The sequence below is a fragment of the Streptococcus sp. 9.1 genome (assembly GCF_016648815.1).
Classification (GTDB): Bacteria; Bacillota; Bacilli; order Lactobacillales; family Streptococcaceae; genus Streptococcus; species Streptococcus salivarius_E.
Window position 1 is genome coordinate 80,066 of the sequence record NZ_JACLQS010000001.1, and the last position, 17,277, is coordinate 97,342.

Consider the following 17,277-nt stretch of genomic DNA (forward strand, 5'->3'; position numbering starts at 1 on the left):
CCTTATCTTTAGCCTTGCCCAATTCTTGAGTGGCCATAGTAACACTCTTCGAAGGCTTGTTTTTCTTAGACTTACTCTTAGAAATAGGTTTCACTTGACTAGTTCCAGACGTACGCATACGACGAGACATAGCCAGGAGAATTTTATTTTCCTCGTTGAGGTTAGTCTGATAAGCCATTGAAAGCACCAAACCAACACCAATCAAGTTAGAGATGAGCGATGATCCCCCTTGTGAAATAAAGGGCAAAGGAATACCTGTCAAAGGAAGAATTCCCACTGCTGCCCCAATATTTTCAAAAATATGGAAGACAATCATCATGATAAAACCTGTCGAAATAAAGGTATAGAAACGATTGTTAGACTTAAACGTCACTCGCAACATGCGGTAAATGAGGAAGAGATAGGTTAAAAGAACCAATCCACCACCTACCAAACCAAAATCTTCCGCAATGACTGTGAAAATCATGTCACTCTCACGAACCGGTACGTTCAACTCCAGATGATTAAAGCCTTTACCATAGATTCCTCCAGTACCAATCGAAATCATCCCTTGTGTCTGTTGAAAGGCGATACCATCTGCATAAGTGAAGGGATCCAACCAAGCTGAGATACGGTTAATCTGGTAGGTTTGAACCCCCATCTTGAGCATGGCTTCCTTACCCCAATCTGTAGTAAATACCATTACAAACAAGGCTAATCCTGTTGCAAAAGCTAGAACTACCGGTAAGATAATACGCCAGGATATCCCCGAAACCACTACGATACCGGCTAAAATAGCCAGAAAGACTAAGGCGGTCCCCATATCTCCTTGAAGAACTAATAACCCCAAGACAGGAAGCGTAACAGCTACATATTGGAAAAGTAGCAACCAGTCATCCTTAAGGTCAGTCACTTCCTTTCCTTGCTTAGCCCAAACACCTATTCTCGATAGAAAAAGGATGTAGGATATCTTCATAAATTCAGATGGTTGGAAAAGGGTGACTGATCCAATGCTGACCCAGTTTTTTGCCCCTGTCGAGGCAACCAAAGCAGGTGAATAGAAAACGAGAGGTAGAACCATAAGTCCCAGGCCAAAAATATAGAGCCAGGGGGTTGCCTTCCAAAGAAACTCTGTATTAAATAACATGACAACAAAAGCAAGTACTGAACCTAGAAAAATCCATAGTACTTGCTGAGACATGACTTGCACAAGATTCTTTGGGTAATCAAAATTTGTCGCGATAAATACCGAGACCAGACCAACCAGTAGTAGAATAAGGACTGGCAAGAGAATCGAGTAATCTATCCGACTTTCAATAGTATTTTTTGACTTAGCCATGTGTACTCCAAAATAAAGATTTAGCAAGAGTTATTATACCACTTTTTGGCCAGACAAATGACCTGAATGTATAAAAGTTTGACAATTTTTTACGAAAAAAGCAACCACAAAAAGTGATTGACTTCTTTCATTCATTAATCTTAATTTGACACGTAGCCTTTTCCTTGAGCGTTGAAGTATACCCATTGCCCTGAAGGAATTTTAACCCAACGATTAATAGCCTTTTCCCCTGTATGAACATCATAGTAAGAGATTGAACCATCAGGATTCACAGCTGTTGCACCTTTCACTTGTTTACCAGTTTGGTCAAAGTAAAGGTTTTGGCCGTTGATTGTCTGTTCGCCAACAACAAGTTCACCCTTGGCATCAGCATAATACCAGATGTTGTCTCCAGTAGTGAAGAAGGTTGAGACTAGCTTATTACCAGTAGCTCCATGGTAGTATGAACGGCTGCCATTCGCATTTGTTGCAAAGTCACCTTTAACCTGTTTACCATCAGTACCAAAGAAGAGTTGTTGACCGTTGATCAATTGAGCTCCTGTAACGACATTTCCCTTATCATCAGCATAATACCATCTATCATGACCGGTAGTGAAGAAGGTTGATACCAATTTATCACCAGTATTCCAATGGTAGAATGAACGACTACCGTCAGTGTTCGTTACGAAGCCACCCTTAACTTGACGACCATTTGTATCAAAGTAGAGATGTTGGCCATTGATGACCTGAGCACCTGTGACATTACGTCCATGTGAATCTGCATAGAACCAGTTGTTGTCCCCAGTAGTATAGAAGCCTGGTGTATGTGCCTTAGTCACAACACCCTTAGCATCGATATTAAAGGTTTGACCATTAACTACTAGTGATGTATCCACAAGTTTCACACCTGTAATGGCATCGTAGTATGAAGTCGTACCATCAGGATTGTTCACAAACTCACCTTTAACTTGTTTACCTGACTCATCAAAGTAGAGCTCGTCACCATTGATGGTTTGCGCACCACGAAGAACATCACCTTCGTTATTTGCATAGTAAGTGGCATCACCAACTTGGAAGAAGCGGTTCTTAACTTGAACACCTTTTTCATTGAAGTAAAGGTTTTGTTTACCTACCTTAGTAAATCCAGTGGCAACATAGCCCTTATCATTAGCGTAGTACCAGTTACCATCTTGTTCAAAGAAGCCTGAGTACTTACGTTCACCTGAATCGCCACAGAAGAACATCAAGTGGCCGTCTTTTGTAGGAATGAAGATGCCTTTAGCTTGGTAACCATTGTCATAGAAGTATTTTTCCTTACCTTCTACTTCAGTCAAACCAGTAGCTATGATGCCACCTTTGAAGAAGTATTGGTAGAATTTCTCTTCCTTACCACTATCATCTTTAACAGTAACTTCTTTCCAACCAGTTTGAGTCGTCAATTTACCTGACTTACCATAAACCAATGATTGACCTTTGGCATTTTTAATAACACCATCAGTAAACATAACACCATTTGGCAAGAAGAAATAGTTTGAACCGTCGATAGCTTGTTCACCAGTTACAAGGTAACCCTTATCGTTAAAGTAGTACTGTTTGCCATTATATGTCACAAATTGACTCTTAGCTTGAGTACCAGATGTTGTATAATAAGTTACCCCTGTACCATCATAAGCAAATCCAGTTTTAGCTTTTGTATCACCAGTCAAGGCAGCTGGAAGGAAGGTACCTTTATCGTTAACGGTGAAGTACAATTTACCATCGCTGAGAACGTAGTCTGAACCACGTTTTTGGATGTTTGTACCGTTAAAGTACTTAGCTTCCCATTGTTTAATCTTCACAGATGGATCAATTGTCTTACCTGACGCTTCCATAACTTCTTTGAAGATTTCTGGATAAAGTTTTTGAAGTTTGTCGAGGAAGGCCCCACCATACTGTGCTTGGAAATCATTTCCTGATGACTTGGTATTTGTCACATAGAGCTTATTAACCAAGCTAGTATCATCAAGCACCTTACCATGCGTATCTGTACGAGTAGCTGTCACTACTTCTTTACCTGGGAGAGTATACAATTGGTCTGGAACCCAGTCAGCAATGACTTGAATACCTTGTTTGTGAAGAGCCTTGAGGGCATCACGAAGATCTTCTTTTGAACCATATTTATTGTTTTTGCTCATGGCAAAGTCGTAACGGTCTGTGAAGGCATAACCATTTTCAATAATAGAATCAAGGAAAGTGCCATCCTTAGATGAGACATATTGAGGTGCAATCTCAAATGACGTAATACCCCATGACTTGAAGAGGACTGCGTTAGCTGCAATCAATTTGTTAGTATATTGACTATCCTCTTTGACAAAGTCTTGGAAGTTTGAGAAACCTTCGTAAATCACTTGTGCTTCAAGTGCTGCAGAAGAGCTATAAACCTTATCCCCTTCTTTGTAGGCTTTTGTTGATGGTTTGGCAAGAACGTTTTGATCGTCAGTCGCACCTACTGGTACCCAAACTGAAAGGTAACCACTCATATCAACAGTCTTAAAGCCTTTGATTTCATCAGCTGTGAAGACAAGATTTCCTTGTGCATCTGTGTATTTAACAATCTTAGTATCTGAATCATTCAATGAGGACACGATACCTTTATCCGTACCAAGCAAGAGTGGACGGTAGGCTTGGTTCTTGTGGGCTGCACCCATATTTACAGTAATTGTTTCACCATCTGCTAATTTCAAATCTGGGTTATTAGCAATGAGGGTCAACATACCAGAATTACGACCGTATTTTCCACCTTCTGTATCAGTCTTAGACATCAAATCTTGACCATAACGGACAGAAACCAAAACTTCTTTATTGTCTTTAGCAGACGATACGCCATCTCCAGCAAGATTGTGGATATAAGATGTTTGTCCACCAGCTACATACTTAGGACGCGCTTTAAGAAGAGTTGTGATTTGATCAAAGTATGGTGATTTCTTAGCCATGTACTGACCATTATCAGTATACAAGTCTCCGTAATATACACGTGTTGCTGCACCCATTGTTTGAAGCATCAAAGCATAAGCTGCAGGAATATTCGAATGCGTATATTCCTTATCCACTTTCAACATATCAGCATTATAAATGTCAAAAGCTTGTTTCAATTGATCTAATGTAAAAGTAAATCCATCTGTTGTAGGATCAATTTTTTTGCTGATAATGTCTGCGATAACCGTTTGAACTTCTGAGTCGTGTGCACGAACAAAGAGATAGGTTGCAAAACCAAGTTGATCATATGATGTAACTTCCGCACGGTTTGAAAGACCGAAATAACCACCGTTAATAAGATCTTTCATTGAAGCATTACGTGCACCAGTACCCTTATTAGTTACTGGACGAGTCAATCCATGAACAATAGACAAACGGAGACCATTATCCATAGAAAGGGCAGCTGTATTATGTTCGTCCACATAATATGGGTCGTTTTGAGACCAAGCTTCAAGAATTGAGATATTAGCAAGGGCACGTGCTTCAGACTCATTGACCTTGTAAGCAGCCTTCATGTATGAAGACACCAATTGAAGCATATCGATGCTGACATTGTCCACAGCATCAACACGGATACCATCAAAGTGAGCATCTTTGTCCTTGTCACCAAAGACGATTTGTCCCCAGTTCATGAAGTAATACAATTGGTTAAGCATTTCAGCTTGCACAATTGGGTTTGAGTTGTCGATATCGCTTGATAGCAAGAACTCATAACCAGCATCACTACCACTCTTGATCTTATCGTTTGCCAAACGACTTGTTGCCGTTTGGTCAAGTTTACGGTAGTCTGAGTTAGCCCACTTCGTTAAATCACTATTAACAAAGAGGAGAGCCCCTTTTTGGAAGTGTTCTTTACCTGGAGATTCAGAGTTAATGTCCCATTTATCTTGGTCTTTAACAAAGGCCTCGATTGACTGACGCAACCAGTCTGTTGACTTATTAGCAGCAATCTTAACTTCAATCTTACGTTGAATGATTTGAGCAGCGGCATTCAAGCTAGCTTGAGAATTTTCAATCGTAAAGACATCTTTTGTTTCTTCACCATTGCTAAGAGCCTTAGTCATGTAGTTCAAGTAAGCTACTTGAGTATCCTTATCAGGCCACCAAGACATCAAAAGTGGGCGAAAATCTTTTTCAGTTGACGCTTTCCAAGTTGTTCCTGCTTCAAGGATTTCTTTTGGACGGTACCAACTATCAGCTGTCAAATAACCATCAACAAGTTCAAAGCTTGCTTTTGTTGAATCGTAAGCAGCATTGTTTTTAGTAAAATCAGTGACAAGATTTGTTGTTTCTTGTGTGAATGAATAAGTTGATGTGCTTGAAAGGACACCATTCTCATCAAAATAAAGGACCTGACCATTTACAGTAATGGCAAAGTTTTTCTTATGTGATCCATCTTCTAAAAGATAGTAATATTTACCATCTTTTTCTTTTTTAATATTATCGAGTGAGACTGCAGCCTTAATTTCAGCTTCAGAAAGCTCTTTAGACTTGTCAGTCGTTGAAGCGGCTACTCCAGCATTTGCAGCTACTTCCGATGTTGTAGCTGTTTCTGGTTTAGCAGCAACTTCTGGCTTAGCAGTCGTTTCAGGTTTGGCTTCAACCTCTACTGCTGCAGCTCTATCACTAGTTGTTCCTGAATTTGGTTGAACCGTCGTTTCAGCTGGTTTGTCAGCAGTGACTGTTGCTCGCTCTGTTGTCGTGGCATTTGAAGTATTTGCCACTTCAGTTGTTGTCCCTACCTCTTTTTCAACCACAGGATTTGTATTCTCCCCGACTGTAGTTGTTGAAGGTGATCCATTAGTATTATTTATTTCTTCTGCAGAGGCGAGTGAAGATGTGGCAACACTACCACCTACAATGGTAGCCAAAGCTGCTGAAGCGACAGCCAAAGTAACCCACTGCTTCTTCACTTTATGAAGTTTATAGCGTACTTTATTTTCCATATTCAATTTTTCCCCAATATATTTTTTGTCTTAAAATCTACACCTTAAAGACTTACTTATTATATCATTTTTCACTATCAAAAAAACTTAATACAACTTATTTTAATGACTTTTTTACCATCTTAATATTAAATTAAGAATCCGTCATGTAAGCGACTTGAAAGGGTATTTTTCAAAAAGAACTTTTTCTCAGAAAATATAAAAAAGAGAACCGAAGTTCTCCTTTTCATGTCTATTAGTTTAGCACTCTAGGTGGGTAAGCAAGACCATTCTTATCAAAGTAAACGTAAACTCCTGGCTGGATTTCTACCCATGTGCTGACAGCTCTCTTACCACTATCACCATAGTAATAGCTGATTCGACCATTGCCAGCACTTACTGTTTGCCCTTTTACTTGTTTACCATCTTTAGCAAAGTAATAAGTATCGTCACCAATTTTAACTTCACCAGTTACTGTCTTACCATTAGCACCAATGTAGTACCAATTGTTGTCGCCTGTTGTGAAGAATTCATTAGTCAAGCGTTCACCTGTTGCAGCATCGTACTTGCTATAAGTACCATCTGCATTCTTAACAACACCACCCTTAACTTGGCTTCCATCTTCTTTAAAGTAGAGGTGTTGTCCATTGATAACTTGAGCACCTGTAACAGTCTTACCGTCAGCGCCTGCATAGTACCATACATTTCCATCAGTTGTGAAGAATTCGTTAGTAACTAATTCTCCAGAACCTTCTTTGTACTTACTATAAGTACCATCTGCATTCTTAACAACGCCACCTTTAACTTGACTTCCATCTTCATTAAAGTAAAGTTTTTGACCATTGATAACTTGAGCACCTGTAGCGGCAACACCATTTTCATCGAAGTGGTACCATTTACCATCGATGTTCCTCCAAGTGTTCTTGATAGCATTACCAGTATGAGCTTCGAAGTAATAAGTCTTACCTTTATAGGTTGCTAACTTATCTTTAGTTTGGAAACCATCTTCACCAAAGTATTGTGTGGAACCATCGATAACAGTAAGACCTTTAGCCATGACACCTTCATTAGTGAAGTAACGGAATTTCACAACCTTAGATTCATTACCATCTTTATCAGTTTCAGTTACATCAAATTTAGTGTAACCACCCTTGTACATTTGACCTTTATAGTTATAAAGGTAAGTATTACCGTTAGCATCAACATAGAAGGCATTGCTCAACATGATACCATTTGGCAAGAAACGATAAACATCTTTACCATTTGGTGAGTATTCACCATTTGTAACCATGTGACCACGTGCATCAAAGTAATAGGTATTTCCATTGAAAGTAACAAAGGCAGATTTAGCTTGATTACCACTTGTACCGAAGTAAGTGATTCCCTTACCATCATTTGAGAACCCAGTAACAGCCTTTTCATTTCCTGTCAATTGAAGAGGAATGAAGTTACCTTCTTTAGTGACAGTGAAATATTTACCAGTTGCTTCATCGCTAAGTACATAGCCAACACCGCGGTCAAGAACGTTTGTTCCGTTGAAGTATTTAGCCTTCCATTGTTTCAATTTAACAGAATCATCAATTGGTTTACCAGTTGAGATCATGTTTTCCGTGAACATTTTAGGGTACTTAGCTTTAAGTTCAGCTAAGAATTCGCCACCATATTGAGCTTGGTAATCCCTACCTGATGACTTAGAGTTAGCTACATAAAGTGAGTGATCAATGATAGCATCTGCAATCTTACGTCCTGCACCGTCAGTACGAGTCGCTGTTACGACTTCTTTACCTGGCAATTGGTAAATTTGGTCTGGAACCCAGTCAGCGATTGCTTGGATACCCGCTTTGTGAAGGGCTTTAAGAGCATCACGAAGATCTTCTTTAGAACCATATTTATTGTTCTTACTCATGGCAAGATCATAACGATCTGCAAAGGCATAACCATTTTGGATAACTGAGTCAAGGAAGGTACCGTCATCGGCAGATACAAATTGTGGTGCCATTTCAAATGATGTTACGCCCCATGATTTGAACAAATCAACATTTTCAGCAATCTTACGGTTAGTATAGACTGAAGGATCTGAACCATCCGGGATAGTTTGGAAGTTTGAGAATCCTTCGTAGATCAATTGTGAATCATAAGCCTCAGTCGCTTTAAGGGTCAATTCGCCTTCTTTTTTAGCTTCTGTTGAAGGTGCTACACGGATATCTTGATCATCTGAAGCTCCGACTGGAACCCAAACTGCTACGAAACCTGACATATCAAATGTTTCATAACCCTTGATGTCATTAGCGCCGAAAGTCAAGACACCATTGCTGTCTGTTTCTTTCACGTAACCTGCTGCGATTGCCTCTGCATCAGATGTAAAGTTCTTGATACCATCAGCTGTACCAACAATCAAAGCACGGTATTTCTGGTTGGCATGGATTTTACCCATTTCAACATTAAGTTTAGCTGACTCATGCAAAGTCAATTTTGGATTATTCACTACAAGAGTTACCTGACCAGAGGTACGGCTGTATTTAGAACCTTCTGTATCGTCAGCTGTCATGATGTCTTTACCATAACGTACTGAAGTGTAGACTTCACTTGTGCGGTAAAGTTCAACATCTGAATTGTCCATCTTACCATCAGTTGGCAACCAGTAAGAACGTTGCGCTTGTCCACCAGATACATACTTGATACGGTTCTTCATCAAGTTAACGATGGTGTCGTGATATGGTGATTTAGTTTCCATATAGTGACCGTCATCTGTATAAAGGTCTCCATAGTAGACACGAGTGATCGTTTCCATGTTCTGCAACATTACAGCATAAGCTGCAGGGATGTTATTCAAGGTATATTTCTTATTGCTGCTGAGCATGTCTTTGTTGTAAATTTCAAATGCTTGCTTCATTTCAGAATCAGAGATAGTGAAACCATCTGATTTTTTATTGATTTCTTTCTTAATGATTTCAGCAATAATATCTTGAACGTTGTTATCATGGGCACGGATAAAGACGTAGTTTCCTGACGCGTCTCCGTATTTCTCATTGTATTTACCAATTGTAGACTGTTTAGCTGTACCGTCTTCGTTGTAGGCAGTGCTTCCATCTTTGTTAATCCAGTCAGTCTTAAAATCGCGTTGAGTCGTATTGAAAGTATTGTTATACAAAGGACTTACAGCTGGTGTACGATCCTTAATTGGTTTAGCCAATGAGAAAAGGAGGGCCAAACGTTGTTTATTTTCCATGGCAAGCGCAGCACCATCAGTCTTGTCATTGTAATGGTTGTCGTTAAGACTCCACGCTTCAAGAACTGAGATATGAGCAAGAGCTTGCGCCTCAGATTTATTTACACCATAGTACTCACGGAAATAGTTTGTGTAGAGTTGAAGCATGTCAGCATTGACATTATCTACCGCATCGACACGGATACCATCGAAGTTAGCATCCTTGTCACCCATAACAATTGAACCCCAGTTCATAAGGTAGTGAATTTGGTTCAATTGTTCCGCTTGAACAACTGGGTTAGATAAGTCTACGTCATTAGCAAGCAAGAAGTCGAAGCCACCCATGTGGTTTGGGTCAGACTGCTCATCAAGAACTGACTTATTAATCGTACCAGTCTGGTTAGTAGCCGTACGGTTCAAAAGACGATAGTTAGAATTTGCCCATGGTGTACGTGAGTCATTCACATAAAGAAGGGCTCCACCTTGAAGGTGATCCTCTCCTCCACCTTTTGAATAGTTTTCAGTTTCTTTGTTCCACTGTGGTTGTGTCTTAACAAAGGCAGAGATAGTTTCACGCAACCATTGTGTTGATTTTTCAGCCTGAATCTTTTGTTCAATCTTAACTTGGATATCCTTAGCAGCACGATTTAAGTCTGCTTGCTTATCTGTGCTTGTGTACTTAGCCTCCAAGTTGAAGACTTTAGACATGTAGTTCAAGTAATTAACTTGCGTATCTACATTTGGCCACCAAGCCATCAAAAGTGGACGGAAATCTTCTGCAGTTGATGCTTGCCAAGTCACACCATCTTTGATGATAGAAACTGGACGGTACCAGCTATCAGCAGTCAAATAACCATTAATCAATTCAAAACTTGCTTCAGATGAATCGTAGGCACGGTTATTGATTGAGAAACCATCAACAATATTTGTTGTTCCAGGTGTGAAAGAGTGTGTTGATGAACTTGTAAGGGCGCCATCTTTGCCGAAGTAAAGCAATTGACCATTTACAGTAATGGCAAAGTTTTCTTTGTGTGAACCATCTTCATTAACATAGTAATATTTACCATCAGTGTATTTGATGTTTTTCAAAGAAAGTGCTGCTTCCACTTCTGAATCTTTCAAAGCAGCTTGAGGAGCTTTAACTTCTGTATTGACGACTTCAGCCTTGACGGTAGCTGGCTGTTCTGCTGCTTTTTCAGTTGTTACAGCTGGTGCATCTGTTGTTACAACTGCTTCTTTATTTGGAACAGCTGCCACTGCTACATCAGTAGTAGTTGTTGCTGTTGTAGCTACATCAGCTGTTGCTTGTACGTTAGTTGTAGCCCCTGCTTCTACTGCATTTGTTTCTTTTGCAGGTATTAAAATATCTGCTTCTTTTGTATTAGTATGTTTAGCGACTTCTTTTGTTGCTTCTGTTGAAGTTACTTCAGTAGACGAAACTAAGTCTGCTGTTGTATCTGAATTTGGTTGCGTTACAGTCTTGTCTTGTGTCTCATCCGCTGAAACTGAAGATGTTGTTGCAGAAAAGCCCCCTACGACAGTAGCGAGCGCTGCAGATGCAACTGCAATTGTAACCCATTGCTTCTTAACTTTATGAAGCTTATAGTGTACCTTTTTTTCCATTATAATTTTCCCCGTGATTTTATTTGTCAAAATCAGACTGAAATCTATCCGATTTCAAACAATTACATTATATCATTATTTTCTAACTATTTCTCGAATTAATTGTTTTTTCATAAAATATCTTTAACATAACAGTAACATTAGAAATATTTTGTAACACGCCTATTTCATAGGTTTTCAATTCTCATTTTCATATTGTTTGATAGCTAAAACTTTTTTCAAGGAGATCGCTAGAAAGATTGATACAATAGCTTTTTCAGGGTTTCTAACTTAAAATTGATATTTGTCAGATTTTTTCTTTAAGGTACAAAAAAAGGCAAAATTTCCTTAAACGATTTCCGTTTTCAAGAAATTTCACCTAAACAATCATATAGTTTTTCACTTAATATCTCATATTAAGATTAGAATGAGTGATTATTTATCAAAATCAGCATAACCATTTTCGTCGAAGAAGACTGTCTTACCATCTTGGAATGTAATCCATGTATTTGTCACACGTTCTCCAAGAACTGATTCGTAATACTCCACTCCTTTTGCTGTGCTAATAGGGCTTCCTTTAACCTGACGTCCCAAGTTATCAAAGTAATACTCTTTGCCATCAATGTTTTGACGTCCAGTTACAGCCTTACCATCTTTGAAGTAATACCAAACATTGTTTCCAGTTGTCAAGAAACGGTTATTAAGACGCTCACCTGAATCTTTATCATAATATGACAGCGAACCATCCGCATTCTTAACAAAGTCACCTTTGACCTGGCTACCATCTTCTTTGAAGTAATAGTTTTTACCGCCGATACTATAGGCACCTGTCACGATTTCACCATTATCTTTGGCGTAGTACCATGTCTTACCACCATCAAGTGTGAAGAAGTCAGATTTAACTTGGCTACCATCAGCATTGAAGTAATAGTTAAGGTGGTCAATAGTTTGGCGACCTGTGACAAGGTTACCATCCTTATCAGCATGGTACCATTTACCATTCACTTCGAAGAACTTATCTTTAACCTTGTAACCATTATCTACAGTATAGTAGCTAATCTTGCCGTTTTCAGTAACAAAATCACCTTTAACTTGAGCACCATTTGCACGGAAGTAGTATTCGTGACCATCCAAAGTAAGGGCACCTGTCACATTTTTACCAGCCGCATCACGGTAGAACCATGTTGAGCCATCTGTAGTGTAGAATTCCCCCTTCTTAGCTTGTGCATAGCCTTGATCGTTGAATTCATACCAGATACCATCGATTTCTGCCCAACGATTTGTGTAGGCATTACCTGAATTTTTATCGAAGAAGTAGAGTTTTCCGTCTGGAGTCACATACTTAGTGCCTTTAGCTTGGAAGCCATTTTCATCAAAGTATTGCAATCCTCCACCAGCATAAGTCAAGCCAATTGCCATTTCTCCAGTTGGTGAGAAATAACGGAATTTAGCTTCTGTTTCTGAAGTACCTTCTTTTGGTACATCGAATACAAAGTAACCATCTTTGTACTGCTCACCAAAGCTACCAAAGTAATAATATTTACCATCTTGCTGATAAATAGAATCTCGAAGCTGGATACCATTTGGTAAGAAGAAATAAGTCTTACCATCGATATCTTGACGACCAGTCAACATATAACCTTCTTTGTCGAAGTAATAGTAATTTCCACCATATTTAATGAAGGCATTCTTAGCTTGGAAACCACTATTATCAAAGTAGGCCATACCCTTACCATCATAGTAGAAACCTGTCTTACCACCTTGGTCTGTCAAAGGTTTTGGCAAGAAGATACCATTATCAGTAACTTGATAATAGCGACCAGTAGCATCGTTACTGAGAACATAACGATTACCACGACCAAGGATATTTGTACCATTCATGTACTTAGCAGACCATTGCTTGATTTTAACAGATGGATCAATCTTCTTACCAGTTGAAATCATCACATCTTCAAACAACTGTGGATATTTCTTTTGGAGCTCATCAAGGAATTCACCTCCATATTGAGCTTGGAAGTCCTTACCTGATGATTTAGAATTTGCAACGTACAAACTGTTATTGATGTAAGCATTGGCCTTTGGAGTACCATAACTATTAGCACGCGTTGCTGTTACAACTTCTTGTCCTGGCAATTGGTAAAGTTGGTCTGGTACCCAGTCAGCAATTGCTTGAATACCTTGCTTGTGAAGGGCTTTAAGGGCATTACGAAGATCTTCTTTAGAACCGTATTTGTTGTTCTTACTCATGGCAAGGTCATAGCGGTCCGTAAAGGCATAGCCATTTTGGATAACAGAATCAAGGAAGGTACGGTCATCAGCCGATACAAATTGAGGAGCCATCTCGAATGATGTGATTCCCCATGACTTGAAGAGTTCTGCGTTTTCTGCAATCAATTTATTAGTATATTGGCTATCGTTTTCAACAAAATCTTGGAAGTTTGAGAAGCCTTCATAGATAACTTGTGAATCTAATGCTTCAGTAGCAGAGAATGTCTTATCAAGTTTCTTATCTGAACCTTTAACACGAATATCTTGGTTATCAGGTGCGCCTACTGGTACCCATACACCAAGATAACCTCTCATATCAACAGTTCGATACCCCTTGATTTCATCTCCACTGAAAGTCAAGTTCCCTTCAGCATCAGTGTATTTAATTTTTCCAGCTGCTGCTGCATCATTTTCGTAAGTGACAATTCCCTTATCAGTACCAAGAAGTAATGGACGGTAGGCTTGGTTAGCATGAAGTTTACCCATGTTAACTTTCAAAGTACCATCACCCAGTGAGAAATCCTGATTATTGGCAATAAGGGTCAACATACCAGAATGTTTACTTGTTTCTGCTACACCCGTAGTTTGGTCAGCAGTCATAATATCTTTACCGTAACGAACAGATGACAAGATTTCTTTTCCATTGAACGTGTCGACTTTCATCGATTGTCCACCTGAAACGTATTTCATACGGTTCTTCAAGAGTGTTGTGATAGTATCATAGTAAGGAGACTTAGTAGCCATATATTGGCCATTATCTGTATAAAGATCTCCATAATAAACACGAGTTACCTGCTCCATATTTTGAAGAATCAAAGCATAGGCAGCCGGGATATTGTTAATCGTATAACGTTTTTCTGCCTTCTTAATATCTTCATTATAGATTTCAAAGGCACGTTTCAATTCAGCATCAGTCATGGTATAACCATCTGATTTTGGATTGATTTCTTTTTGAACAATATCACGAATGATATCTTGAACAAGGTTATCATGAGCACGCGCAAAGATATAGTTAGCTTGTGTATCCCCATACTTACTATTATTTGTACGGTCTGTCAAACTGCTAGTAATCAAATCTTTCAATGAAGAGCCTGATCCATAAAGTGCACCCATAATTGCATAACGAAGGTTATTATCCATGGCAAGGGCTGCACCATCATGTTTTTGATTATAAGCATTATCATTTAAATCCCAAGCTTCAAGGATAGAAATGTGAGCGAGTGCATTAGCTTCAGATTTATCCACACCAAAGGCTGCTCGGAAGTAGTTTGTATAAACTTGGAGAAGGTCTGCATCAACATTATCAACTGCATCAACACGGATACCATCAAAGTTAGCATCCTTATCACCCATAACAATTGATCCCCAGTTCACAAGATAGTGAATTTGGTTCAACTGCTCAGCTTGCACAACTGGATTTGAGTTATCAACGTCATTGGCAAGTAGGAATTCATAACCACCCAAGTATCTTCCTGTACCATTTAGAGAACCATCTTGGTTACTTGGTGTACGGTTAAGCAAACGGTAATCAGAATTTGCCCAAGGGGTCTTGTCATTATTGACATAAAGAAGAGCTCCCCCTTGAAGGTGGTCAGCAAGGGTATAGTTTTCAGTTGTAGTATTCCACTGGTCTTGTTCTTTTACAAAAGACTCAATTGCTTGACGAAGCCATTCGGTTGATTTTTTAGCTGAAATTTCTTGTTCAATCTTAATTTGAATTGTCTTAGCAGCTGCATTCAATTCTGACTGACTTTGGCTAGTTGAATAAGTTGCGTTAAGGTTAAAGTGTTTAGAGAAAGTATTGAGGTAGGCAACTTGTGTGTCTACATCAGGCCACCATGCCATCAAAAGTGGACGAAAGTCTTTCTCAGTTGATACACGCCATTTTTCACCATTTTCCAAAATAGTGACTGGACGGTACCAGCTATTAGGTGTCAAATAACCATCTACCAACTCAAAGCTTTCTTTCTTAGAATCGTAAGCACGGTTATGTGAAGAGAAAGCATCAACTAGATTAGTTGTACCTGGTGTGAACGAGTGTGTTGATGTGCTTGTCAAAGCACCATCTTTACCAAAGTAAAGCAACTGGCCATTAACTGAAACAGCAAAGTTTGTTTTGTATGAACCATCTTCTTTGACATAATAGTATTTACCATCAACTTGTTTGATGTTGTCCAAAGAGAGTGCTGCTGTTTCTTCTTTTTCAGTAACGCCAGATTTTGGTTTTTCAGCTACTGTAAGCGTTGTATCTGTCGCAGTCGCAGTTGTAGCTGGTGCTTCTGTTGTTGCATCATTTACTACTGTTGCACGATCAGTTGTTGCTGGTGCCACCGTATTAGCACTTGTATCTGCTGCAGTGGTTGCTGCCGCAGGAGTTTCGACTGTTGTAGTATCAGCAGCCTTGTCAGTTGTTACTGCTGTCGCATCTGTCGTAGCAGTTGCTGCTGGAGCGGCTACTTCATGCGTTTCAACGACAACATCGCTTTCAGCTGTCGTAGAGGCAACTGGTTGAGTTGTTTCATCAGCTGAAACCTTTTGATTGGCAACTGTAGCGCCACCTACGATAGAGGCAAGTGCTGCCGAAGTGACGGCAATCGTCACCCACTGCTTCTTAACTTTGTGAAGCTTATAATGTACCTTTTTTCCCATTTTAGGTCCTCATTTCTTTTTCCTAGTTTGAATGAAAATCTACATAATTCAAACATTTTCATTATAGCATATTTTTTTCAAGTATTTGGAAACTTTATCAGACCTTTTAACTTTTTAACCATAATGTAAATTGAAAAATATTTCGACAAATATTAAAAACTACCGAATCTAGAAAACGGTAGTCTTTTTCTATTTTTTAGGAAAGTTTTTAGAGGTCATTGATTAAGCTATCTCTATGCAATCAGTTGGCAGTTTTCAAGTCAGCTATTAAGCAAAAACGACATTATGTTGGACCCTATAGCTGACTAAAAAGAGCAAGGTTTCTGTGACCAATTTTGCCAGAACCAGTCCCAAACCAATGGCAACTAGACTACTAAGTAAGAAATAATTACAAGCCAAGAGGACTAGGACCAACATAAAGTAGCGGACACTCGATCTAAAGAGGGAACTTGTCGGATTGAAGACCACATTAGCGTTTAGTAGACACTGGCTGGAAGCCGAAATCACTCGAGCTAGCACGACCGAAAGGAGGAGATTTTTCGTCAAGGCAAAGAGCACAAATAAGGCTGTTGCATCAATGATTGAGGCCAAGACGGCCGTGCCAGAGAACTTTAAAAAAGGACTGTAAATACGGATGGAATCACGAATGGGCCGAAAGTGCGAGCTTTTATTCTCCTCCAGATAAACGGTCTCGATTGGGACTTCAGAGATTTGGTGGCCTGACTTCTTGGCTTCAAGCAACATGTTAAACTCGTACTCAAAACGATTGCCATCTAGATTAAGCAACCATGGAATCAGGTCCGTTGACATGCCTCTAAGCCCCGTTTGGGTATCCGTTACCTTCTGACCAGTTACTAGACGAAAGAGCCCCGCAGTCACTTTATTTCCAAAGCGGCTTCGTGCTGGCACTTTACCAACAAAGGCACGCGCACCCAAGATAAGATGGCTTGGATTTTCCTCGGTCGCCTTGGCTACACGGACAATATCCTTAATCAGATGCTGACCATCACTGTCAACTGTTACTATAGGTTGAGCTGACAGATGTTGGCTGACCACTTCTTCTTGGATATAAGCGAAAGCAGTCTTGAGAGCAGCTCCTTTTCCTTTATTAATCGGGTGTTTAAGGACCGTAGCTCCAAAAAGAGCCGTTTCGTCATAAAAGTCGTCATAGCGTGGACCACTCCCATCATTAACAACAATAATACGGGCTTTAGGGAGTTTTATAGTAATATCTTGAACCACCTGAATCAGGCGAATGTCTGGTTCATAAGCTGGAATAATAATATACATAGGCACTTCCTTTCTGTTTCATC

The 17,277-nt window shown here is 39.5% G+C and carries 4 protein-coding genes and 1 pseudogene; all 5 read right to left on the bottom strand.

Features of this window, described 5'->3' with window-relative positions:
• Positions 1-148: 148 nt before the first annotated feature.
• Positions 149-1,318: pseudogene (locus H7T93_RS00375) on the bottom strand (FtsW/RodA/SpoVE family cell cycle protein); the annotation flags it as partial.
• Positions 1,319-1,458: 140 nt separating this feature from the next.
• Positions 1,459-6,258, bottom strand: a complete 4,800-nt coding sequence (locus H7T93_RS00380) for a glycoside hydrolase family 70 protein (RefSeq protein WP_201041558.1) — start codon at positions 6,256-6,258, stop codon at positions 1,459-1,461.
• A 235-nt stretch (positions 6,259-6,493) separates the two neighbouring features.
• Positions 6,494-11,068 (bottom strand): glycoside hydrolase family 70 protein, encoded by a 4,575-nt coding sequence (locus tag H7T93_RS00385; RefSeq protein ID WP_201041559.1) that lies wholly within the window; start codon positions 11,066-11,068, stop codon positions 6,494-6,496.
• Between the two features lie 414 nt (positions 11,069-11,482).
• Positions 11,483-15,964, bottom strand: coding sequence for a glycoside hydrolase family 70 protein (locus H7T93_RS00390; RefSeq protein WP_201041560.1), 4,482 nt, complete (start codon positions 15,962-15,964; stop codon positions 11,483-11,485).
• A gap of 267 nt (positions 15,965-16,231) precedes the next feature.
• Positions 16,232-17,254: a glycosyltransferase gene (locus H7T93_RS00395; RefSeq protein ID WP_201041561.1), complete on the bottom strand. Its 1,023-nt coding sequence runs from the start codon at positions 17,252-17,254 to the stop codon at positions 16,232-16,234.
• Positions 17,255-17,277: the final 23 nt, after the last annotated feature.